Genomic DNA, 23080 nt, shown 5'->3' with positions numbered 1-23080 from the left:
CTCAGCTTTTGCGGGTCATGCGCCATACGACCATTACCCCCACAAAAAGCACCGCATAAGGCAGGTACGCATCAAAAGCGCTTGCTTGCGCCTCAGACCGCGCACTGTCGATATTTCCCGGCCCGAAATTCACATTCCAGCCGGAGTTATCGTATTTATTGGCCTGCGTGCCGGTTGCCATACCGGGCGTGCCGTTGACGGCACTACCCAGACCCATAGCGAACATGCCCGCAAAATTGGCCCAAGGACTGACCGCCGATGCTGCCGCCCCTGCTCCCGCCGCTGCTGACATTGGCTAGTCCCTTGTCATGATGACGATCATTGCCACAGCGCCGATCAACAGCAGCGTTGGCGAGATCGTCAGGCCTTGACGGCCAGCCGTCACGCTGGCTTGACCCTCTTGATACATGCCCAACTGGCCCAGCGCCTGCAATTGCATCTTCTGGATTTCGTAGGGCTGCACCCACTTGTTATCAGAAGCCTTGTTGATGAGGCTCCCGGCTACTTGTTGCGTCCAATCGCCCCAATCCATAGCGCCCCCTTACAGGTTGCCCAGCGGGTCGAGGTATTCCACCAGCACCACGCCGTTATCAGCCGCCGAGAAGTCGAACAGCCATTCCAGCGAACGCGCTTGGCGAGTGTCCAGAGCTTTGCCCACAGCGCCGTCCACGCAGAAATCCAGCGTATAGACATTGGCCTGAGGCACGCGGCCTTGGCTCTTTTGTTCGTATTCGTTTTCCGCCTTGACCGATTCATGGATGACGAGGCCGTCCTCTTTCACGGTTGCGCCGGTCATGTTGCCGGTGTGGAAAATGTGCAGGCGCTTGATGATGGAGCCAGACTGCGCACCAAAGGGCACGTTGACCGGCAGACGCCCGCCCGTGGCCTGGCTGAATGGGTAGCGCAGCAGCTTTGAGATCAGCGGCGCATAAGGCGCGTAATCACCGCCACGGGCTTTTTGCTGCGCCGATTCGATCAGGATGGGCTGCAGCGTAGGAGCCGTGGCACCCGCAATCTGCACCTCAGTGGTGATATTGCTGATACCCATGGACGTATCGAATGCGCCCACCATGCGGTCAAACTCGTTATTGAGTCGGTAGTCCGCAAAGGGAATGTCCAGAAAACCGGCATCCAGCGTCGTGCCACGGTAGGCATTGATTTTGTCCAGCTCTGCACCGGACGCTTCCAGAATTACCTTGCCATTGGCCTTGATTTTGATCAGCGGCAGCATGGCCTTGGTGAAGCTCGTGCCGCCCAGACGCAAGCGCAGAGTTTCCAAGGTACGACCTGGCGTAACTTGGTTGGTTGCGGTGCCAGTGGGCACCACGTTGGAGAAAGGCAGGCCGTAGCGGTTGAGTTTTCCGACGCTCATGACTTCCCCTTTACATCACGTCTTTGACATAGGGAACGCGCTTGGCGATCACGCCAGCGGCCACGGCGACAGCACCGGCCTTAATCAGGCCGTTGCCGTATTTGTAAGCTGCAAACAAGATGCCGCCCGCAATGGCGATCTTGGTCATTTCCGCAGAAGTCATTTTGTTGTCCCGTGTTGAACAGTTGCACATAAGGTCAGCCGCAGCGGCATAGCCCCGTGCTGGCATGGCTCCATTGCACAAAAGAAAACAGCGCCCGCATAGGCGCTGTATCCGTTCCCGTTCCCGTACCCAAAATGCCCGTTAAAACCGCAATTTCCCCCGCAAAATCTCGCCATTTAGCGCATTCATGTGTACGTACTGCAACGGCACGAGGCCATTGATTTCACCCTGCTCTACCCGCGTTTTGCGCGCCAGATAGGTGACATCATCCCCCGACGACTGCCGAAAAATCACGAAGTCCGACGCATTGCCGAACGCGGTCTTATCGGCCTCCGACCATCGCTGACTGATGCAGTACAGGGAAATCCCCCGCTTCAAACCCCGGCGCACCAGAATTCCCCAGTTCCCCGGCGCTTTGCTGGGCGTGGTTACGTCCGCCAGCTCCTCTGCCACAGCGTCCAGCGGCTCCACGTAGCGGCCCGCGTACATCACGGCACCGGCCCAGAAATCAAAGTCTTCCTTGAGCTGCCCCCCGGCCACAAACGCCACCTTCTGCGCCCCCGGCTTTTGCGCGCAGGCCAGCAGCTCGGCACGCGTGCTGACCTTTCGCCAGCCGGGCAGCTCGCACCACTGCGCCTCAGGATCCCAAGCCCAGATGCGCTTAGCCTTGGCGATGCGCTTTCGTGTCCAGGCGGTCTTACCGGAGCGCGAAGCCCCGGCGATCACATAAAGCTGACCGTCATTGGTTTTCATGCAGCTACGGCCTCCGATGCGGGTACCGGAGCTCCAAAAGTCACCGCCTTGGACGGTACCGGCCCCGCTACGGGAACAGGTGCCGATAGATCAGGCCCACCGATGCGCTCCACGGGCTGACGGGCTGCGATATCGGTCTTGACGCCCTGATACGTGGCAAAGGCCAGCGGCCCCACGATGGCAACGCAGGCAATTTCTTCACCCCAGCGGCCCATGACCCCGCCTTGCATCCAGCCGTGCTTGTGGCAGACCCCGGCCACCGCCGCCGCCGCCGATTGCGTGGCCTCTGGCGTATAGATACCGGGCAGACTTGGAAACATGGGAGCCAGCATGCTAACAGCGGCCTGCACCAGACCCGCAATTTCTGTCGCCAGTTCAGGCCTGCCCTGCTCTTGCTGCTCTTCTGCCGCCACCTCTTCCGGCCCCGGCCCTGCTGCCGCCTGCAGCGCGGCAAAGTCTGCCGCCTGTTCGCTGCTTTGCTCTTGTACTTCTTCGTTCATGCTGGCTCTTTCTTCAAAAAGATATCAAACGGATTCGCTACCGGCTGGCGTTTCGGTTTCGGTTTCGGTTCCGGCTTCACTACCTGTACCGGAGCCATTACGGGCTGTACCGCTTCGGGTTCCGGTTCCCGTACCGGTACGGATACGGGCTTTGCGGCATTCAATGGAGCTGCCCACGGATATTTCTCGACAAATCGCGCAACACGATGAGCGTCCCCGCCAACTTTCATCTGCCCATGGCATCCACCATCGCAATATCCAAACGGCTGACCGTTCTTGTCATGCGTTACACGCACGCCCTGACTCAAATGACAAAACGGGCAGTCAACACGCCCCAAAATTTCTTTAGCCATGGGTGTTCCTTTCCACCGCCGAACGTTTGAACCACAGTTGCTTGCTGACCGGCACGCCCTCGCGCACGCCCTGAATGTCCAGGTGCACGCCGGTCTGCTGGCCGTCGTCTTCTACGGTTTCCGTTACCGTACCGACAAGGCCCGCGTATTTCCCGGTACGGATACGGGCAGGCTCATGCACTTTGAACACGTCATTCATGACTTTCCCCCGGAAACGGCCACTTTGCCTGCTGGCTGCCAAGGCCCATGCATGTGCCGCTGTTTCCACTGCTGCAGCTCGAACCCTTGCAGGTAATCGGGATGGTTTTCGCGCCACCCTCCGTAGGGGAGAGCTGGCAAAGCGACTCGAGCACGGTCAACACCGGCTCCATGTACTTCCCAGCCATCAATTTGATGTGCGCCGGCGCCTTCTCCCAGGCCGTCCGCGCTTCCTTCATCTGCTCGCTCAATTCCATCTTCATCAACCCCCGTACAGTTATTGACACAAGTCCAAGTCCAAGGCGCGCAAGGCGCGCTCAAAACAGCCGGACGCGGGCGCCCGACGATCTCCCACACATGGCGGGACGATTCAACAAACCATTCCACCCGGCGCGGAATGAGCGCAGGCGGGTGCATGTGGGCCATCCACGGGGGCGTCCATGTCTCCATGCCGCTTGTGTAGATGCCTACCGGACGCTTGCCCTTTTCTTCGCCGTAACGGTTCAAGCCTTCCTGCTCTTGCATGTCCAGGCGAATCGAATACAGACGGCCACAGAAAACGCCGCCCTGCGCTTCGCAGTAACGGTCCCAAGCCACTGAGGCGTTTTCCTTGCCTTCGATCAACTCCACCTTGTTTACCGCGTTGAATGCCATCACCAGATGCGCCGGGGCACCCTTGGGCAGCTCTTCAATCCGGCGCAGTTCGCGCCATACCGTTACGGGAGGCCCGCCGACCTGCTGAAACTGGCGAATACCCCATGTGCGCGCCCATGCTTCGACGCGGCCCGATGTTTCCATTGCAGGGTTGCCGAACAGGTCTTCGCCCACCTTGTAGCCGTCGATATTTTTGGCAACGTACTTTGCGATGTAGCCCGCTGCAGAGCCTTTGGCCGAGTCCATTTCTTCAAAGTCAACGCGGTGCTCTTTGGCACCCGGCTCAGCGTTCTGGTTGCGGCGATCAGCAATGCGCCACGCCGTTTCAGCTTCAGCAGCAGCAGCCCTTGCGGCTTTTTTGGTGCGGTAAGGCACCACGCGCTCAGTGAACATTTTTTTGAAAGCAGGCATCTTGGCCTCACCCTTGCCCAGCGCATAGCGCCTGCAGATGGCTTTAATGCGCGGCAAAGCAGCACGCTTGGCCTCACCCGGCCATTTCAGATCAAAGAAAACCAAGAAATGCCAATGCGGCGTGCCGTCATGGTTCGGCTCAGCAATGCGAAAGCCGTAAAGCGTCACGCCATAGCGCAACAGCGCCGATCTGGTGCGCGCCCATACATCAGCCAAATGCTCTTGGGCCTGTCTCGGCTCGGTGCCGTCATAACGTGGGTTTTCAACGACCTTGGTCGAGTACTTCGGCCCCACCGTGCGCCATTTATGCATGCGACTGGGGCATGTGGTGGTCATGAACAAACCACCATGACCAGCAGCCACGGCCACGCGCTCAAATCCGCTGATTCGGGTCATCAGCTCGGCTCGTTTAATGCTGCGCTCGGCCACGCTGACCTTGCGCAACTCTTCAAGGCTCAACTCTTGGCCGTGCTCATTCCGCGCAAACGTGGTTGCCAGCATTTCAGCCGCGGCCTTGTCCCGCTGCCGTATCCGATACACGGTTTCATTGCTGCAATAAATCTCTTCGCTACGGTTCACGTAGCCAATACCGATAGCCGCCGATTCAATGCAGCGGCCATGGTGTGAGCGCAGCTTGCGCCGCCACCACACCGGGCAGGCCATGCGAGAAATGGCCGGACCATCCTCTCTGTATTTCTTGAGCTTGCGCGATGGCGGCTCCACGCCCTGCCCCACAACCACCCTATCCATGGCGCTGCGCAGCGTGGCGGCATCGTGGTACAGCATGGCGAGCTGGGTGCAGCGCAGCGCAAGGCCCATAGCCTTTTCGCAGACCTCCCAGTCCGACGCATCCAAGTTAATGCGAGTCTTGCCAAGGTCTGCCACGTACTGGCGCAAGAACTGCTCACTTGCAGGGCGGTCAGTACGATGGATTCGCGCCCAATTGCGCATCAGGCGGGCTTGCCAACGCTTCGGCAAACCTAGGCGATCAAGACGATCAGCAACACGGCCACCGGCCCATTGCTCATAGGTGACGGGCTTTTCGTCCGAATGCTGAACTCTCATGCGAAAGCGTCCGGCTCAAAGTACCGCAGAGAGCGGCGCGGCTGAAGCGAAGCGCTGATAAGGCGGGCCTGCTCCAAGCGCTGGCGGGCTTTCTGCTCGGCATTCAGGCGGATTGCTTCGCGCCTGCAGGACTCATAGCAGGCTGACTCTTGTACCGCTATCCACTCGCCGTTTCCACGGCTACGGGCGACCACATACCCGCCCGCATGGGCTGCGACGGTGTATTGCATGGTCAGAACTCCCCGCCGATCAGCAGCAGGCCACCCATATTCCGGACATGCTCCGCAGCAGGCAAAAGAGACGACCTGAGCGCTAGAGCTGCCTCAAAGCAATGCTCCCAATTCTCCGACAACGGCTTTTGTAGAGCCGCCTCGAAGAACTCACACGAGTTAAGAACATTTCTGTATCGCGATACAGCAATGCGGACATGCGCACACTCACCAGTGGTTTCAGCCATTGTTTTCCCCGAAACGCCGTGTCCCCTACCACTTGCACAGTGGTGCCAGCCGGGTGTGCATAACGGGCAGTACCGGGGAACGGCTTAGAAAACACCACCAGTTCCCGGCTGGCAGCGCAAATGTAGTTAACGTCCCGTAGTCGGTCAACGTACCGTTGTCATGTTTATTTTCAGTGCGTTGACGTACACGGCAAAAAAACTACATTTATTCCATCCAATCACCGAAGGAGCCGCCATGAAGGCATATGAATGGATTCAGCAATTGAAGCTAAAAAACGGCTGGGACAGCGATTACAAAGCAGCCCAAGAACTTGGCCTCACTCGCGCCGCTTTAAGCAATTACAAGGTTGGGAGACGCACCAGCCTTGATGAGTCTGCGGCTGTAAAAGTCGCCAAATTGCTTGGCGTAAAGCCTGAAGGAATCCTGCTTGACCAATATGCGGAGTCGGTTAAAGAGCCGCTCGCACGCGCCGCCCTTTTGGCCGAAGCGCGTCGCCTTTGTGTATATTATGTGTAATCACAAACGCTAGGCTAGTTGTAGTAGTACGCCCTTTTGCTGCTGGGCTCTCAAGGTTGTGCGTGCCGAAACCCAGGTGATGTTTAGAGCACCTTACCCTGCACATTTGCCGCATCTGCACTACATCCTTGATGATCTGCGCTACAGCTCGCTAGTCTTCTAGTCTTCTAGACTTCTAGACCTCAAGCCAGCTACCATCAAAAAATATCGACGCGAGGGGCAAGCTCCTCGCGCCGTTCATTTGGCGCTGTTCTGGGAATCACGATGGGGAATTTCTACCATCGACGCGGTTGCGTTCAATCATGCAGCGGGCAACTACGCACTAGCCGAATCACTCAAACGCAAAAACGATAGGCTTGTCAAGCAAATCTTGACCATGGAAAAGGAGCTTGCGAGGCATAAAACCGCGCCCGCGAATGCTCCATTTTTCCAAATTGGCTAACAACCGATCCTGAATTGTCGATCGCGCGCTTTACGTCGCTCCTCACGAATCCAATCCATGGTGTAGCCGCTCCCGCCAATTCGCCCCAAGTTGTCGAGCCAATTCACGCGTTCATTCAGTTCCCGGCATTCAGACGCATTGGCTTTGCTACCAGCAGGACGAGTTGCAACCGGAACAACTTGCTCAGCAGCATTTGCATGTGCTCGATGTCGCTGCTGTCGCGCCATGGCGACCTGTTCATCCCAAGAAATATTGGTCGGAACACGCGCAATCCGCTCAATAAAGCGACCATTAGCCGAACAGGCCGCGCTCTACCATGTCAGGTTGCCATGGAAATCTTTGCAGAGGTAGATTTCCTTTGTCGTCGATTCTCTTACCGACAGGCTGCTTTGCTGTGCTATCTGTCTACCCCCCTCGCAAGGGGTGTTGCTGTAGGTATTTCCGCATCGATAAATCTGACCTGTGGGAGCTGAACTTGGCCTCTCCGGTACCAGGACTCGTGGTGCAACGATTGTCGGTTCTGGCTGCGGCCGTACCACAGGCTGTTGAGTAGTTGCAGCCGGAGGCGCAACGAAGAACCGCAAGATTTCAGCCTGATACCTATAGGCGAGCAACCCAATCAAGAGCAGCGCAATCGTAACATTGCGTCCACCAGTAAACGGTTTTTCGCGTTGCCAGTCAACAGGATCAAAATGCCCATAGCTCACGCCCCCTATTTCTGGGTTGAATCATAGGATAGAGCGCCTGTGGCAGTTGGTCTTTCGGCTTCAGTAAGGAGCAGCACCACAAGGCGTCAATGATCAGAATTTTCTGTGTGTAGTGCCGTGAACGACGCATCCCTTGAGGCGATACGCCCGGTACCAAGTCTTTCCACATTTCAGAGAAGTTCCCGGCTTATGCTAGATGGTGCCCGTTTCAAGCGTCTGGCAATTCAGCGGGTGGATTCGCCAGTCGGCAACGCGCTGAATATTTCTTCTCGCTCAGACAGTATCAATACCCTAGCACCGAGCGGGCAATGATGGTGCGCTGGATCTCGGATGAACCCTCGTAAATGCGCAGAATGCGGGCGTCGCGCACATAGCGCTCCAGAGGCATCTCGCGGGTATAGCCGTAGCCGCCGTGGATCTGCAGCGCTTCATCAGTCACGAAGCCCGCCATCTCGGATGCATAGAGCTTGGCCATGGCCGACTGCTGGCTGAACGACTGCTTGGCCTGGCGCAGTGCCAGAGCCTGCATAGTCAGCCCCCAGGCAGCCTCCAGGCGCAGCTTCATATCGGCCAGCTTGAACTGAATCGCCTGCTTGGTGGCCAGGGGCTCGCCGCCGACCAGACGCTGATTGGCCCAGTCCGCCGCCGCCTGCAAAGCGGCCTCGGCAATCCCCAGCGAGGTTGCGGCCACATCCAGACGGCTGTTGTCCAGCACCTTCATGGCGATCTTGAAGCCATGACCTTCTTCACCCAGACGGTTGGCAGCCGGCACTCGCACGCCTTCCAGCGAGACCTCAAAAGCATGACCGCCGCGTATGCCCATGAGCTTTTCGGGCGAGGAGATCTGAATACCCGGCAGATCGCGCGGCACGATGAAGGCGCTGACGCCGCGCGCACCGGCTTCCATATCGGTCTTGGCAAACACGATCATGAAGCGGGACTCGGCAGCATTCGAGATGAAGTGCTTGATGCCGGTGAGCACGTATTCGTCGCCCTCACGCACGGCCTTGGTACGCATGTCGGCGGGGTGAGAGCCGCCACGCGGCTCGGTCAACGCAAACGCCGCCAGCCACTCACCCGTGGCGCAACGCGGCAGCCATTGCTCGTGCTGCTCGGCGCTGCCGCCAATCAGCAAGGCATCGGTGCCCAGGTAATGGGCGCCAATCATCGAAGAAGTTGCAGCACAGGCGCGGGAAATGGTAACCAGCGACATCAGCATGGCCGTGGGCGTGACGCCGGGGCCGCCCAGATGCTCGGGCAGGTTCATGCCCATCACGCCCAGCTCGGACAAGCCCGGCACGTGGCGGGTGGCAGAGAAGGCTTCTTCATCCATGGCCTGGGCCACAGGCGCCAGATTTTCCTGGGCAAAGCGCGCCACGGCATCGGCAATGGTCTGGTCTTCTTCAGTGGATCCAAGTCGCAGGAAAGTCATATTCGTCTCTATTCTTTATCGAGGATAAGCAGGGCCAGCTCAGTGCACCGCGGGGGAAGTGGAGGAACCGAAAACGCCGGCCTCGCGCAACGCGGCAATGGCTTCGCCGCTGCGGCCCAGCCAACTGGTCAGCAGCAGATCGGTGTGTTCACCCAGCGCTGGCGCACGCTCGGCACGGTTAGGGGCCGCGCCGCCGAAATGCACGGGCTGGGTCGGCAAGCGCAGATCGGGCAGTTGATCGTCAGCCACAGGGCGCAGCAGACCGCGCGCCTGGATTTGTGGCGACTCCAGCGCCTGCTCGATATTCCAGATGGGTGCCACCGGCACGCCTGCAGCGTCCAGCACGGCGACCACTTCGGCCACATCATGCTGCTGCGTCCAAGCTTCAATGGCGGCACGCAGGCTGGGTTCGTTGGCCGAGCGGGTTTCGTCGCTGGCATAGCGTGGGTCATCCACCAGCTGCGGCAGATTCATGGCCAGCACCGTGGCATCAAACAGCTTCTTGTTGAGCACGGCCAAAGCGAAATGCCCGTCACGCGCCTTGTAGACGCCAAACGGCGCCGACAGCGGATGGCGGTTGCCCACGCGACGCGAGGGTTGCCCCGTGAAAAGATAGCGCGACACCGAGGTGGCCAGAAAGGTCAGGGTGGTGTCAAACATGGCGACATCCACATGCTGCCCCACTCCCGTGCGCTGTGCCTGCAGCAAGGCTGCCAGCGTGGCCCAGGAGGCAAACAACCCTGCGACAACATCGCTGACCGCTTCGCCGACCAGCGTCGGAGCGCCATCGGGCTCGCCCGTAGCTTCCATCAAGCCGCTCATGGCTTGCACAATGATGTCGTAGGCGGGGCGATGGGCAAGCGGTCCGGTCTGCCCAAAACCCGAAACGCTGACGTACACCAGCTTGCGATTGAGGGCGCGCAGCTTTTCGGGGCCAATACCCAGACGCTCGGCCACGCCAGGGCGGAAATTCTCGACCACCACATCCACTTTTTGCGCCAGCTCCTGGACGATCTCGGCCGCCTGAGGGCTTTTCAGATCCAGCACCAGACTTTGCTTGTTGCGGTTCATCACCGTGAACAAGGCACTCTGACCGTTCTTCATGGGCCCGATGGCGCGGTAATCGTCGCCCTGAGGCGGCTCCACCTTCACCACCTCGGCCCCCAGATCAGCCAGCAGCGCCGTGGACATGGGGCCTGCTAGGACTCGTGTGAAATCCAGGATGCGAATGCCATCGAGAGGACGGGATGCGGTATTTTCAGCAGAGATGGACATGGGATTTGGGTTGCTCACCTGACAAGATGCACGGATGTTGAGGGAAGCTTGAATTAATAGAAAATATTCATTTCACATCTTCTGAATTCAAAAAATTGATTCACATTAACCTGCGTCAACTGGAATATTTCGTCGCCGCTGCGCGCCATGGCAGCACAGCCAAGGCAGCCCATGCCATCAACGTCTCGCAACCTTCGGTCTCCAAGGCGGTCGCCGATCTTGAGACCCATTGGGGTGAGACGCTCTTCATCAGGCGTCATGGAAAAGGCCTGGATCTGACGGCCGCCGGTTTGGCCAGAAGCAGCGAAGCGTTGGCCTTGCTGGAGGCTGCCGAGAAACTGCAGGAACGCCGCAGCCTGGGCATGTCCGGTGTTTTGCGTCTGGGCTTTCTCAGCACCCTCGGCCCGCTATGGATTCCTCAGATCCTGTCGCAGATGCAGAAGCGCTACCCGGAAATCATGCTGGAGCTCATAGAGGGCGATATCGAATCGCTGACCCGGCAAGTGGAACGCGGGGAAATTCATGCCGCACTGCAATACGAGTTGGGCCTGTCCAGACCCCGGATCAGCACGCACCCGGTGGCCGCCCTAGCGCCCTATGTGCTTTTGCCGACTAGGCATGCGCTCGCAACAGCCACTAGCATCAGCCTGGCGCAACTGGCCCAGTCGCCCCTGCTGCTGATCAAGCTGCCGCAAAGCCGGGAGTACTTTCTTTCCCTGTTCCGCGAGGCCGGCGTCACGCCCACCGTGGCCCATGAGTTCTCGTCCATAGAGCTACTGCGCTCCATGGTGGCCAACGGCCATGGCGTCAGCATCTTGACTACGCGCCCCGCTGTGGACAGAACGCACGACGGCAAACGTCTGGTTTGTAAGCGCATCAAGGACAAAGTCGCCAAGCAGTCGATTGTGCTGTCCGTACCCAGCAGCAATGCCTCATCTTTGATTGCACCATTTTTGAGCGTCGCCAAAAGCGTGATTGCACCGTCGTAGCGCCTGAATTTCCAGTTTTTTCACATCCTCCTCGTGCATTCAATCTGGCACGCGACTTGCTAAAACTCAGGGGTTAGTCCTGTTTCGGGTAAGCCTGTATATACAAGCCTGATCAACAAAAACACACTTTGCCGTCCGCGCTGACGTCCCGGCTGCAAAGCCGCAACTACGAACCTTGCTGAACTCGCATTGACCGAGGAGGGTCATATGACATCGACACACACCACCCGTCGCTTCCCCATCTGGCAATGGGCTCTGGCCGCCGCCTGCCTGGCAACCGGCGCTCAGCAAGCCACAGCGCAGGAAACCAAGATCGTTCTTGGTATGTCTGGCTGGACTGGATTTGCACCTTTGACCCTGGCTGACAAGGCAGGCATTTTCAAGAAGAACGGTCTCAATGTCGAACTGAAGATGATCCCGCAAAAGGACAGACATCTGGCACTGGCATCGGGCGCCGTGCAATGTGCGGCCACCACCATCGAGACGCATGTGGCATGGAATACCAATGGCGTGCCCATTGTGCAGATCTTCCAGATGGACAAATCCTACGGTGCCGACGGCATTGCCGTGCGTAACGATGTGAAGAGCTTCGCCGACCTCAAAGGCAAGACGGTGGCCGTCAGCGCACCTGGCACCGCCCCCTACTTCGGTCTGGCCTGGATGCTGAACAAGAACGGCATGACCATGAAGGACGTGAAAACCGTGTCGCTGGAGCCTCAGCCCGCGGCCCAGTCGTTTGTCTCCGGCCAGAACGATGCGGCCATGACTTACGAGCCCTATCTGTCCACGGTTCGCGCCAACCCCGCCGCCGGCAAGATTCTGGCAACCACCATCGACTACCCCATGGTGATGGATACCGTGGGCTGCGACCCCAAATGGCTCAAGGCCAACACGGCGGCGGCCAAGGCACTGACCCAGTCGTACTTTGACGCCGTAGCCATGATCCAGGCCGAAAAGGATAAAAGCTACGAAATCATGGGCACGGCCGTCAAGCAAAGCGGCGAGCAATTTGGCAAGTCTGCCGCCTTCCTGAAATGGTCGGACAAGGAAGCCAATCAGAAGTTCTTTGCCAACGATCTGCTGCCCTTCATGAAGGAAGCGGCCGTGATTCTCAAGGAAGCCGGCGTGATTCGCAGCATGCCTGAGAACTACAACGTCATGTACGACAACAGCTTCATCAAGTAAGCGAGTAAGAGGTTGCACATGAACGCGGTATCTTCTTCTGTCCCCTCTGCACCGGCCACACCTCAGGGCGTGTCGACTTCGCTGCAGTCTCCTGTGCAGCCCTCCTTCAAGCCGGTGCGCAGACGTTATATGGCTCCGTTGGAGCCTGTCAGCCATAGCGCCAAATGGCTGCTGGGCATAGGCTTTTTCGTCTTTTTCGTCATGGTCTGGTCTGCCGTGACCTTTGGCGGCCTGGTCTCTCCGACCTTTCTCGCCAGCCCACTGACCATGGTGCGCGAAGGCATTTTGCTGTTCACGGAGTTCAACTTCCTGCACGACATAGGCATGACAGTCTGGCGCGTCATGGCCGGCTTTATTCTGGCGTCTGCCGTCGCAGTGCCTCTGGGCATTGCCATGGGCGCATGGAAGCCGGTGGAAGCATTTTTTGAGCCCTTCGTCTCTTTTTGCCGCTACTTGCCCGCCTCGGCCTTCATTCCCCTGCTGATTCTCTGGGCCGGCGTGGGCGAGACCCAAAAGCTGCTGGTGATCTTCATCGGCTCGGTCTTCCAGCTCACGCTCATGGTCGCCGTCACCGTGGGCGGCGCACGCAAGGACCTAGTGGAAGCCGCCTACACCCTGGGCGCCAGCAATACCGGCATTGTTCGCCGCGTGCTCATTCCGGGCGCTGCGCCCGGTATCGCCGAAACGCTGAGACTGGTGCTGGGCTGGGCATGGACCTATGTCATCGTGGCCGAGCTGATTGGCTCCTCCTCCGGCATCGGTCACATGATTACCGACAGCCAGGCGCTGCTCAATACCGGTCAGATCATCTTCGGCATCATCGTGATCGGCCTGATCGGCTTGGCCTCCGATTTCATCTTCAAGACCATCAACCGTCGCATGTTCGAATGGAGCGCCCTGTAATGAATCTACTGTCCATTCAAGGTGTTTCGCGCACATTCACCAGTCATAAAGGCACGAGCACCCAGGCCTTGCTGCCTGTGGATTTCGACGTCAAGGAAAACGACTTCGTCACCATCCTCGGCCCGTCGGGATGCGGAAAATCAACCATGCTGCGCATTGCTGCTGGGCTGGATTTCCCAACCACCGGTCAGGTGCTGCTGGACGGCAATGTGGTGGACGGCCCCGGTGCCGACCGCGGCATGGTGTTTCAAAGCTACACGCTTTTTCCCTGGCTCACCGTGGCCCAGAACATACGCTTCGGTTTGCGCGAAAAAGGCGTCAGCGAAGCCTTGCAAAAAGAGCGCAGCGACTACTTCATCGCCAAGGTAGGGCTGAGAGGATTTGAGAACCACTTTCCCAAGCAATTGTCGGGCGGCATGCAGCAGCGCACGGCCATTGCGCGGGCACTGGCCAACGATCCGAAAATCTTGCTGATGGACGAGCCTTTTGGCGCGCTGGACAACCAGACCCGCGTGCTGATGCAGGAATTGCTGCTGGGCATCTGGGAAGCAGAGCGCAAAACCGTGATGTTCGTGACCCACGATATCGACGAAGCCATTTTTATGGCCAACCGGGTGGCCGTTTTCAGCGCCCGCCCCGGTCGCATCAAGGCCGATATTCCCGTCAATCTGCCCCACCCCCGGCATTACACCGTCAAGACTTCGCCCGAGTTCATGGAGCTCAAGGCCAGGCTGACCGAAGAAATTCGGGCCGAGGCTCTGGCCGCTGCTGCACACTGAGGGCTGTCGCAGAATTTGCTATCGCCATGAACTCCCAAGCCGCCCTCTCCCGCCCCCCCGCCAAATCGGCTCGCGATGTGCCTCTCGCTCTGTACCAGCAGGTCAAAGAGCATGTGCTGCGCAAGATCAGCGACGGCTCGTGGGCGGCTGGCGTGCGCATTCCGTCGGAGCAGGAGCTGGTGCAAGAGTTTGGCGTGGCGCGCATGACGGCTAACCGCGCCCTGCGCGAGCTGGCCGAACAAGGCGTGATCGTGCGCGTGGCCGGCGTGGGCTCGTTCGTGGCCGAGGAAAAGCAACAATCCACGCTGCTGCGCATTGCCAATATCGGCGAAGAGATTGCACAACGCGGCCACGACCACCGCTTCGAGCTGATCAGCATGAACCGCGAATCGGCCTCTCTGGAAGTGGCCGCCGCCCTGGACTTGAGCGTGGGCGCCTCGGTGTTTCATCTGCAGGGCGTGCATTTCGAGAACGAGGTGCCGGTGCAGCTGGAAGATCGTTATGTCAATCCGCGCCTGGTGCCGGACTTCATGCAGCAGGATTTTTCGGTAGTACAGCCCTCGGTCTATCTGGTGCGCAATGTGCAGTACGACCAGATTGAACATGTGGTCGATGCCATGCTGCCCACGACCGAGCAGGCGCAGTGGTTGCAGATGGCGGCCGACCAGCCCTGTCTGATGCTGACACGCCGCACCTGGCTGCGCGGCACGCCCATTACCTGGGTGCACTGCGTGCATCCAGGCATGCGCTACCGACTCGGTAGCCGGTTCCGCACAGATTCCGTTCACGGCGGCTAAGGTCGCCCGATATTTGGTTCTCGCGGATTTTTTGCTTGTTTTCAACTGTACATACAGGTATAGCCATGAACACCACTACTGAAAATGTCTCCCCCTTGCTGGCGCTGCAACCCGGCGAAGTCACGCTGGCCCAGTTGCGCGCCATTCAAGGCGGTGGTCTGCAGCTGAGCATGGCCGCCTCCGCCTATGCAGACATGCGGGCGGCGCAGGCACATGTGCAGCACATCGTGGATGAAGACCAGGTGGTCTATGGCATCAACACCGGATTTGGCAAGCTGGCTTCGACCAAGATCGCGCACGAGCGCCTGGCCGACCTGCAGCGCAATCTGGTGCTCTCACACAGCGTGGGCACCGGCGAGCCTCTGCCAGACCATGTCGTGCGCCTGGTGCTGGCTACCAAGGCTGTGAGCCTGGCCCGCGGACATTCAGGCGTGCGCCCAGAGCTGGTGGACGCCTTGCTGGCTCTGGCCAATGCCGATGTGCTGCCCGTGATTCCCTCCAAGGGCTCGGTAGGCGCCTCCGGCGATCTGGCACCGCTATCACATCTGGCCTGCGTGCTGATCGGCGAAGGCCAGGCCAAGCTCAACGGCCAAGTGGTCTCTGGCCGTGACGCCATGCAGCATGTGGGCTTCAAGCCTTTTGTACTGGGTCCCAAGGAAGGTCTGGCCCTGCTCAATGGCACCCAGGTCTCCACAGCCCTGGCCTTGTCCGGTCTGTTGCAGGCCGAAAGCCTGCTGGCCGCCGGCCTGATCGCCGGTTGCCTGACGCTGGAAGCGATTCAGGGCTCGGTCAAGCCTTTCGATGCGCGCATTCACGCCGCACGCGGGCAATTGGGTCAAATCGCTGTCGCTGCAGCCGTGCGAGAGCTGCTTGACGGCAGCGCCATCGACCCCTCCCACCCCAACTGCGGACGCGTGCAGGACCCCTATTCCATACGCTGCGTGCCGCAGGTCATGGGCGCCTGCCTAGACAATCTCAGCCATGCGGCGCGCGTGCTTGTCATAGAGGCCAATGCCGCTTCGGACAACCCTTTGGTCTTTGACAACGGCGATGTGATTTCGGGCGGCAACTTCCACGCCGAACCCGTGGCTTTTGCGGCCGACATCATGGCCTTGGCGCTGGCCGAGATCGGTGCGATTTCCGAACGCCGCATGGCCTTGCTGCTCGATACCGGACTGTCACGCCTGCCCGCCTTCCTGATCGAGGACAGCGGCGTCAACTCCGGCTTCATGATCGCTCAGGTCACGGCAGCTGCACTGGCAGCGGAAAACCAATGCCTGGCCCACCCCAGCAGCGTGACCAGCCTACCCACTTCTGCCAATCAGGAAGACCATGTGTCCATGGCCACTTATGGCGCGCGCCGCCTGGGCGAGATGGCCAGGAACACGGCCGTCATCGTCGGCGTGGAAGCCATGGCCGCAGCCCAGGGCATGGACTTTGATCGCCGCCTCAAAAGCTCGCCGCTGATCGAGGAGCAATATGCGCTGATCCGCAGCCAGGTGGCATATCTGGACAAAGACCGTTTTCTGGCTCCCGACATCGAAACCATGCGGCTGTGGGCATTGAATACGGCCTGGCCGCAGACGCTGCAGCGCATTCTCCCCAGCACAGCGCTGTAAACGCCAAGGTTCCAAAGCCAGCATGCCCTAGAGCCAGAGACATCCAGCAAGAGCCGCCTCACAGCGAGGGTGTCGTCCCTGCGGCACAGCCGCTCAGGGGGTGATTAGAAACTTCCGGTGAATTGATAGCGCGATGCCGGGTGCCACAGGGCCGACACCGAGGCCACCTGACCTTGCGAACGCGTGCAACGGCGCAGCACCAGGCAGGGTTCGGTGATTTCCATGCGCAGCAGCTCGGCCACTTCGGGGCTGGGCATGCTGGCCTCTATCGCGTACTGCACTCCCTGCAGCGGGGCCACGCGCGTCAGATAGGCATTGGGCGTCTGGCTGCCGAAATCCTGGGCCATGTAATCGGGTGCCACCGCCGGGTTCACATAGCGGTCCTCCACCTGTATAGGCACATCGTTTTCAAAGTGCACCACCACCGAGTGAAACAGCTGCTGCTGCGCCGCCGTCAGCTCGAACTGGCGCAGCAGCGCCGCATCGGCCTTGTAGCGCTCCAGCCGCTGCAGCTGGCCCCGATGCTGGTGGCCGCGCGCAGAAATCTCATCGGCAATATTGCGCAACTGCACCAAGGTGGACTGGTATTTTTGCTGCGCCACAAAGGTGCCCGAGCCCTGCACGCGAACCAGCGTCTGCTCGTCGCTGAGTTCGCGCAGGGCGCGGTTCACCGTCATGCGTGCCACATTGAATTGCCTGGCCAATACCGCCTCGCTGGGGATGGCCTGGCCCTGCTGCCACTGGCCGCTCTGAATTTGTTGCAGCACATGGTCTTTGATGCGCTGAAAAGCCGGTGTTGCCGTGACCACGGCGGTCGTATTTGGGGTGCGAGACATAGGGTTTGTTCTGAGAAAAACGCCCGTAAAGATGATTGACGTAGAACTGAGTAAACCATGAAAATTGGTATAGACAACTTCAAAGCGTTTGGCAAAAGTTGTATGGATATTTAGCGAAAGCATACCGAGATTGGAGACTATCCAAATGAGCAATCAATCAACCGCTACGGGGCTGGCAAGCCATGTGGAGACCCGGACCATAGACATGGTTCCGGAGTCGGAACGCCACGGCACGTCGCACAGCCAGATGACGCTCTGGTTTGGTGCCAATCTGCAGATCACCGCCGTGGTCGACGGCGCACTGGCCGTGGTGTTTGGTGCCGAAGCCATGACGGCCATCATCGGTCTGCTGATAGGCAATATCCTGGGCGGCATCGTCATGGCTCTGCACTCCGCCCAAGGCCCCCGCCTGGGCCTGCCGCAGATGATTTCCAGCCGGGTGCAGTTCGGCGTCAAAGGTGCAGCCCTGCCGCTGCTGCTGGTCATCCTGATGTACCTGGGTTTTGCCGCTACGGGCACTGTGCTATCGGGTCAAGCCATCAACCGCATGCTGGGCGTGGACACGCCATATGTCGGCATTCTGATCTTCGGCGGCCTGACAGCTTTCGTCGCCGTCGTGGGCTACAAGCTAATCCACACCGTGGGCCGCATCGCCACCGTGATCGGCATCCTGGGCTTTGGCTACCTGGCCTGGCAGCTGTTCCACCAATACGACGTGGCCACCGCCTTTGGTCAAAAACCTTTCACCTGGGCCACCTTGTTGCTGAGCATGGCCTTGTCAGCCGGCTGGCAGATGACGTTCGCGCCCTATGTGGCCGACTATTCGCGCTATCTGCCTTCCAATACCTTGGTGTCCTCTTCGTTCTGGAACACCTTTCTGGGCAGCACCATCGGTGCCCAGCTGGCCATGACGTTTGGCGTGCTGGTGGCCGCTCTGGGCGGCAACTTCCTGAAGAACCAGGTCGGTTTCATGGGTGAATTGGCCGGCCCGCTGGCGGTGCTCATCTACCTGGTCATCGTTAGCGGCAAGCTGACGGTGAACTGCCTGAACGCCTATGGCGGTTTCATGAGCATTCTGACCACAGCCAGCGGTTTCAACGCCAAGAAACAGTTCTCGCCCACCACCCGCGTGGTCTACATCGTTGGCTTTGTGATGCTGTCCATGCTGGTCGCCTTGATGGCCAGCGCAGACTTCCTGAACAACTTCAAAAACTTCGTGCTGCTGCTGCTGGCCGTGTTCGTGCCATGGAGCGCGGTCAATCTGGTGGACTACTACCTGGTCTCCAAGGAAAAAGTGGACATCCCTGCGCTGTACTCCGCCGAAGGCCGCTACGGCGCCTACAACTGGGTCGCCCTGGGCTGCTATGTGATGGGTGTCGTAATTCAGATTCCCTTTCTGAACCAGGCCATGTACAAAGGTCCCATCGCCGTGGCACTGCATGGCGCAGACATCTCCTGGATCGTGAGCCTGGTGGTGACCTCGCTGGTGTACTACCCCCTGGCCAAGCGCAGCATGAAAGTGCCAGCACAGATGATTTACCCAACGCCGGCAGCCGCGCCTGCCGCCGCTTCCCGCGCATCCGAACTCCGAACCTCTCTGGCCTGATCCTCAGGCCGACTGCTCCCCCTATTCCAACCTGAAGGACATGAACATGAACGCCAACGACGCCATCCTCAGCGCCTCCAAGCAAGATCCCCGTTACGATGCCAGCCGCGAAATCCGCGCGCCCCGCGGCACCACGCTGCACTGCAAGAACTGGCTGGCCGAAGCCGCCTACCGCATGATCCAGAACAATCTGGACCCCGATGTGGCCGAGAACCCCAAGGCTCTGGTGGTTTACGGCGGTATCGGTCGCGCGGCCCGCAACTGGGAGTGCTATGACGAGATCCTCGAACAACTCAAAAAGCTGGAAGCCGACGAATCGCTGCTGATCCAGTCGGGCAAGCCCGTGGGCGTGTTCAAGACCCACCCCGATGCACCGCGCGTGCTGCTGGCCAACTCCAACCTGGTGCCCAAGTGGGCCAACTGGGAAAAGTTCAACGAACTGGACCAGAAGGGCCTGTTCATGTACGGCCAGATGACGGCCGGCAGCTGGATTTACATCGGCGCCCAAGGCATTGTCCAAGGCACGTTCGAGACCTTTGTCGAAGCCGGCCGCCAGCACTACAACAACGACCTGACCGGCAAGTGGATCCTGACCGCCGGCCTGGGCGGCATGGGCGGCGCACAGCCTCTGGCAGGCGTGCTGGCCGGTGCCTGCGTGCTGGCCATTGAATGCAAGCAGTCCAGCATCGACTTCCGTCTGCGCACCCGCTATGTGGACAAGCAAGCCAAGGACATAGACGACGCTCTGGCCCTGATCAAGCACCACACCGAAAAGGGCGAAGCCGTGTCCATTGCCCTGCTGGGCAATGCCGCTGAAATCCTGCCTGAGCTGGTCAAGCGCGCCAAGGCCGGGGGCCCCAAGCCAGACATCGTGACCGACCAGACCTCGGCCCACGACCTGGTCAACGGCTACCTGCCCGTGGGCTGGACCGTGGAGCAATGGAATGCCGCTGCGGCCGACCCCGGCCAGCACCCTACCCTGACCAAGGCTGCTGCCAAGGGCTGCGCCGTGCACGTGCAAGCCATGCTGGACTTCCAGGCCATGGGCGTGCCCACGGTGGACTACGGCAACAACATTCGCCAGGTGGCGCTGGACGAAGGCGTGAAGAACGCTTTCGACTTTCCCGGCTTTGTACCCGCCTACATCCGTCCGCTGTTCTGCGAAGGCAAGGGTCCGTTCCGCTGGGTGGCCCTGTCCGGCGACCCGGAGGACATCTACAAGACCGACGCCAAGATCAAGGAACTGTTCCCCGACAACAAGCACACCCACCGCTGGCTGGACATGGCCCGCGAACGCATCGCCTTCCAGGGCCTGCCATCGCGCATCTGCTGGCTGGGTCTGGGAGAGCGCCACAAGGCGGCTCTGGCCTTCAATGAAATGGTCAAGAACGGCGAGCTGAAAGCCCCCGTCGTGATCGGCCGCGATCACCTGGACTGCGGCTCCGTCGCCAGCCCCAACCGCGAAACCGAAGCCATGAAGGACGGCACCGATGCCGTGTCCGACTGGCCGCTGCTCAACGCCCTGCTGAACACTGCCGGCGGCGCTACCTGGGTCAGCCTGCACCACGGCGGTGGCGTGGGCATGGGCTACTCGCAACACGCTGGCGTGGTCATCGTGGCCGACGGCACCGATGAAGCCGCTGCCCGCCTGAACCGCGTGCTGTGGAACGACCCCGCCACCGGCGTGATGCGCCATGCCGACGCAGGTTATGAGATTGCCGTGGAAGCCTCCAAGCGCCACGGCCTGAACCTGCCGATGGTGAAGTAAGTATCACCCCCTGAGCGGCTACGCCGCTTCCCCCTCTCTCGCTACGCGGGAGGGGGACGATACCTTCGCTGCGAGGCGGCTCTTGCTCGGTGTCTCTGAGCTAGGCCGCGCCAGTTTTAGGTGGATTGATCTATAGCTCACCTCTACAAACTGCTTTCCATGCAACGTTTTGATCTGAACCAGATTCCCCACAGCCCCTGGAAGAACGGGGGCGGCAGCACGCGCGAGATCGTGTGTTTTCCGCCGGGGGCGGACATGGACAGCTTTGCCTGGCGCATCAGCGTGGCAACGATTGCCCAGCCGGGGCCGTTTTCGGCGTTTGCCGGCATCGACCGGCAGATCATGCTGCTCGATGGCGACGGGGTACAACTCGTCAGCGCGGCGGCAGGCATCGACCACACGCTCCAGCCACGCTGGCAGCCGTTTGCGTTTTCTGGCGATGTGGCGCTGGACTGCACGCTGCTGGGCGGCACCTCCACCGACTTCAATGTCATGACGCGGCGCGGAGAGTGGAGTGCGCAAGTGGAAGTCATCAAGGCGGAACCGGGCAGCAGCTTGAGCGCTGACAGCCCGGCCGGCCTGTGCATGGTGCTGGACGGCCGCTGCAAGACGGCAGATGGCACACTGTTGGAGCCCGGTCAGGGCCTGTGGTGGTCGCCCTCCCAGCCGCTGCAGCAGGCGCTGGTTCTGACGCCCCAGCTCACGGGTGCCCACCTGGTACGGGTCAGCCTGCATCCCTCGCTCTAAAAATAAAAGCGCATGACACCAGTCAGTATTCAGAATACGAATGAAACCTCATTGAAACTGAACAGAGTCATGAGCAAGCCGCTATGAAATTGATAAATTCAAAGCGCACCCACCCATCGATTGACCCTCAGCACCGGAGTGCTCCATGACGCAAGCCACACCAGCCACCCATCCCATTCCTGAACGGGCGGTCGCGCCTTCTGCCGATGGTTGCTGGCACAACCTGTGTCTGGCTCCGGGCCTGTTCGAGATGACTGAAAGCGATGAAGGCGATGAGAGCCAGGCTTCGGTCACCGAAGGCACGCTGGCCTGCATCGTGGTGCAGCAAGGTCGCGTGGTCTGGGTGGGCGCGCAAGAGGTGCTGCCCGAGCAGTATCTGAATCTGGTCACCCACGATGGCCTCGGCCAACTGGCCACGCCGGGCCTGATCGACTGCCACACCCATCTGGTCTATGGCGGCGAACGCGCCAACGAATTTGCCATGCGTCTGGCCGGTGCCACTTACGAAGAAGTCGCCAAGGCCGGTGGCGGCATTGTCTCCAGCGTCAAGGCCACGCGCGAGGCCAGCGAGGACGAGTTGGTGGCGCTGGCCCTGCCGCGCCTGGAGCAGTTACTGGCCGAAGGTGTGACGGCGATTGAAATCAAATCCGGCTACGGCCTGGCGCTGGAGCATGAACGCAAGCAGCTGCGCGTAGCGCGCCGCCTGGGCCAGTTGTGTGGCGTGACTGTGCGCACCACCTTCTTGGGGGCTCATGCCTTGCCGCCTGAATATGCGGGCCGCAGTCAGGAGTACACCGATCTGGTCAGCCAGGTGATGCTGCCGGCACTGGCCGCCGAAGGCCTGGTCGATGCGGTGGACGTTTTCTGCGAGCGCATTGCGTTTTCGCTGGCCGAGACCGAACAGGTCTTCCAGGCCGCCAAGGCTCTGGGCCTGCCCGTCAAGCTGCATGCCGAGCAGCTGTCCAACATGGAAGGCGCGGCGCTAGCGGCGCAGTACGGCGCCCTGTCTTGCGACCATATCGAGCATCTGTCCGAAAACGGCATTGCCGAAATGAAGCAAGCCGGCACCGTGGCCGTGCTGCTGCCCGGCGCTTTTTACACGCTGCGCGACACCCAAGTGCCGCCGATTGACGCTTTGAGGGTCGCCAAGGTTCCGATGGCCGTTTCTACGGATCACAATCCCGGAACGTCTCCGTGTTTGAGTCTGCTGCTGATGGCCAACATGGCCTGCACGCTGTTTCGCCTGACCGTGCCCGAGGCACTGGCCGGCATCACCACCCATGCGGCACGCGCCCTGGGTCTGCAGCATGAGCAAGGACTGATCGCCGCTGGCCGCCCCGCCAACTTCGTGCTGTGGCCCGTGCAGCATGCGGCCGAGCTGGCCTACTGGTTTGGCAGCAAACCCCAGTGCACTATCGTGCGCCAAGGCAAGGTATTTGCTCCGGCAAAGGCTTGAGCAGGGAGACAGCTCTGAAAGACTTTGAGGTCCCGCGAACGATTTGTGGCGCAACAGATTCATCCTTTCGACGCCGATGTGTCCCAGCGCGGCAGC

24 protein-coding genes are annotated in these 23080 nt (G+C 60.0%); 11 read left to right on the top strand and 13 right to left on the bottom strand.

Annotated elements, in window-relative coordinates; genetic code table 11:
- Window position 1 precedes the first annotated feature (1 nt).
- The 10 genes from HF327_RS05260 to HF327_RS05215 all read right to left on the bottom strand — a co-directional run bounded on the left by HF327_RS05260 (window position 2) and on the right by HF327_RS05215 (window position 5699).
- Window positions 2–292, bottom strand: a complete 291-nt coding sequence (locus tag HF327_RS05260; RefSeq protein WP_169107238.1) for a hypothetical protein — start codon at window positions 290–292, stop codon at window positions 2–4.
- Between the two features lie 3 nt (window positions 293–295).
- The gene (locus HF327_RS05255) at window positions 296–532 is read right to left on the bottom strand and encodes a hypothetical protein (RefSeq protein WP_169107237.1); all 237 of its coding nucleotides are present in this window, start codon (window positions 530–532) and stop codon (window positions 296–298) included.
- Window positions 533–541: 9 nt separating this feature from the next.
- Window positions 542–1372 (bottom strand): major capsid protein P2, encoded by an 831-nt coding sequence (locus HF327_RS05250; RefSeq protein ID WP_169107236.1) that lies wholly within the window; start codon window positions 1370–1372, stop codon window positions 542–544.
- A gap of 10 nt (window positions 1373–1382) precedes the next feature.
- Window positions 1383–1535 (bottom strand): hypothetical protein, encoded by a 153-nt coding sequence (locus tag HF327_RS05245; protein WP_165572070.1) that lies wholly within the window; start codon window positions 1533–1535, stop codon window positions 1383–1385.
- A 141-nt stretch (window positions 1536–1676) separates the two neighbouring features.
- On the bottom strand, window positions 1677–2288 hold the full coding sequence (locus HF327_RS05240; protein ID WP_198460419.1) for a hypothetical protein: 612 nt from the start codon (window positions 2286–2288) through the stop codon (window positions 1677–1679).
- Complete coding sequence (locus HF327_RS05235) at window positions 2285–2788, bottom strand: hypothetical protein (protein ID WP_169107235.1); 504 nt, start codon at window positions 2786–2788, stop codon at window positions 2285–2287. The genes HF327_RS05240 and HF327_RS05235 overlap by 4 nt, the downstream gene beginning before the upstream one ends.
- Window positions 2785–3141, bottom strand: a complete 357-nt coding sequence (locus HF327_RS05230) for a hypothetical protein (RefSeq protein ID WP_198460418.1) — start codon at window positions 3139–3141, stop codon at window positions 2785–2787. The genes HF327_RS05235 and HF327_RS05230 overlap by 4 nt, the downstream gene beginning before the upstream one ends.
- On the bottom strand, window positions 3134–3340 hold the full coding sequence (locus HF327_RS05225) for a hypothetical protein (RefSeq protein WP_169107234.1): 207 nt from the start codon (window positions 3338–3340) through the stop codon (window positions 3134–3136). Before HF327_RS05225 ends, HF327_RS05230 begins: the two co-directional genes overlap by 8 nt.
- Window positions 3337–5469: a replication endonuclease gene (locus HF327_RS05220; protein ID WP_169107233.1), complete on the bottom strand. Its 2133-nt coding sequence runs from the start codon at window positions 5467–5469 to the stop codon at window positions 3337–3339. The genes HF327_RS05225 and HF327_RS05220 overlap by 4 nt, the downstream gene beginning before the upstream one ends.
- Window positions 5466–5699: a hypothetical protein gene (locus HF327_RS05215; RefSeq protein ID WP_169107232.1), complete on the bottom strand. Its 234-nt coding sequence runs from the start codon at window positions 5697–5699 to the stop codon at window positions 5466–5468. Before HF327_RS05215 ends, HF327_RS05220 begins: the two co-directional genes overlap by 4 nt.
- 462 nt (window positions 5700–6161) lie before the next feature.
- Between HF327_RS05215 and HF327_RS05210 the strand changes: the two genes are divergently transcribed.
- A complete protein-coding gene (locus tag HF327_RS05210; protein WP_169107231.1) occupies window positions 6162–6443 on the top strand; it encodes a helix-turn-helix domain-containing protein in 282 nt (93 codons plus the stop codon).
- 1432 nt (window positions 6444–7875) lie between these two features.
- Here HF327_RS05210 and HF327_RS05205 read toward each other — a convergent pair.
- Both HF327_RS05205 and HF327_RS05200 read right to left on the bottom strand, forming a co-directional pair.
- A complete protein-coding gene (locus HF327_RS05205; protein ID WP_169107230.1) occupies window positions 7876–9024 on the bottom strand; it encodes an acyl-CoA dehydrogenase family protein in 1149 nt (382 codons plus the stop codon).
- A gap of 39 nt (window positions 9025–9063) precedes the next feature.
- Window positions 9064–10299, bottom strand: a complete 1236-nt coding sequence (locus tag HF327_RS05200; protein WP_169107229.1) for a CaiB/BaiF CoA transferase family protein — start codon at window positions 10297–10299, stop codon at window positions 9064–9066.
- A 95-nt stretch (window positions 10300–10394) separates the two neighbouring features.
- Here HF327_RS05200 and HF327_RS05195 point away from each other — a divergent pair, with 95 nt between their 5' ends.
- From HF327_RS05195 to hutH, 6 genes are all read left to right on the top strand, one after another.
- Complete coding sequence (locus HF327_RS05195) at window positions 10395–11288, top strand: LysR family transcriptional regulator (RefSeq protein WP_169107228.1); 894 nt, start codon at window positions 10395–10397, stop codon at window positions 11286–11288.
- 207 nt (window positions 11289–11495) lie between these two features.
- Window positions 11496–12473, top strand: a complete 978-nt coding sequence (locus tag HF327_RS05190) for an ABC transporter substrate-binding protein (protein WP_169107227.1) — start codon at window positions 11496–11498, stop codon at window positions 12471–12473.
- An 18-nt stretch (window positions 12474–12491) separates the two neighbouring features.
- The gene (locus tag HF327_RS05185; RefSeq protein ID WP_407927023.1) at window positions 12492–13376 is read left to right on the top strand and encodes an ABC transporter permease; all 885 of its coding nucleotides are present in this window, start codon (window positions 12492–12494) and stop codon (window positions 13374–13376) included.
- Window positions 13376–14155, top strand: a complete 780-nt coding sequence (locus HF327_RS05180) for an ABC transporter ATP-binding protein (protein WP_169107226.1) — start codon at window positions 13376–13378, stop codon at window positions 14153–14155. Before HF327_RS05185 ends, HF327_RS05180 begins: the two co-directional genes overlap by 1 nt.
- Window positions 14156–14181: 26 nt before the next feature.
- Window positions 14182–14952: a histidine utilization repressor gene (gene hutC / locus HF327_RS05175; RefSeq protein WP_169107225.1), complete on the top strand. Its 771-nt coding sequence runs from the start codon at window positions 14182–14184 to the stop codon at window positions 14950–14952.
- A 65-nt stretch (window positions 14953–15017) separates the two neighbouring features.
- The gene (gene hutH, locus HF327_RS05170) at window positions 15018–16571 is read left to right on the top strand and encodes a histidine ammonia-lyase (RefSeq protein WP_169107224.1); all 1554 of its coding nucleotides are present in this window, start codon (window positions 15018–15020) and stop codon (window positions 16569–16571) included.
- A gap of 104 nt (window positions 16572–16675) precedes the next feature.
- Here the strand turns inward: hutH and hutC (HF327_RS05165) are convergent, their stop codons facing one another.
- Window positions 16676–17407, bottom strand: a complete 732-nt coding sequence (gene hutC, locus HF327_RS05165) for a histidine utilization repressor (protein ID WP_169107223.1) — start codon at window positions 17405–17407, stop codon at window positions 16676–16678.
- A gap of 145 nt (window positions 17408–17552) precedes the next feature.
- Here hutC (HF327_RS05165) and HF327_RS05160 point away from each other — a divergent pair, with 145 nt between their 5' ends.
- From HF327_RS05160 to hutI, 4 genes are all read left to right on the top strand, one after another.
- Window positions 17553–19013 (top strand): purine-cytosine permease family protein, encoded by a 1461-nt coding sequence (locus HF327_RS05160; protein ID WP_169107222.1) that lies wholly within the window; start codon window positions 17553–17555, stop codon window positions 19011–19013.
- 46 nt (window positions 19014–19059) lie between these two features.
- Window positions 19060–20781: a urocanate hydratase gene (hutU, locus tag HF327_RS05155; RefSeq protein ID WP_169107221.1), complete on the top strand. Its 1722-nt coding sequence runs from the start codon at window positions 19060–19062 to the stop codon at window positions 20779–20781.
- 159 nt (window positions 20782–20940) lie between these two features.
- Window positions 20941–21528: a HutD/Ves family protein gene (locus HF327_RS05150; protein WP_169107220.1), complete on the top strand. Its 588-nt coding sequence runs from the start codon at window positions 20941–20943 to the stop codon at window positions 21526–21528.
- Between the two features lie 145 nt (window positions 21529–21673).
- The gene (gene hutI / locus HF327_RS05145; protein ID WP_169107219.1) at window positions 21674–22984 is read left to right on the top strand and encodes an imidazolonepropionase; all 1311 of its coding nucleotides are present in this window, start codon (window positions 21674–21676) and stop codon (window positions 22982–22984) included.
- Window positions 22985–23080: the final 96 nt, after the last annotated feature.

Origin of the sequence: Comamonas suwonensis (genome assembly GCF_012844455.2) — a bacterium.
In the GTDB taxonomy this organism is placed as follows: Bacteria; Pseudomonadota; Gammaproteobacteria; order Burkholderiales; family Burkholderiaceae_C; genus Comamonas; species Comamonas suwonensis.
The sequence above is the reverse complement of the archived record's forward strand: the minus strand, read 5'-3'. Positions and strand labels throughout refer to the sequence as shown.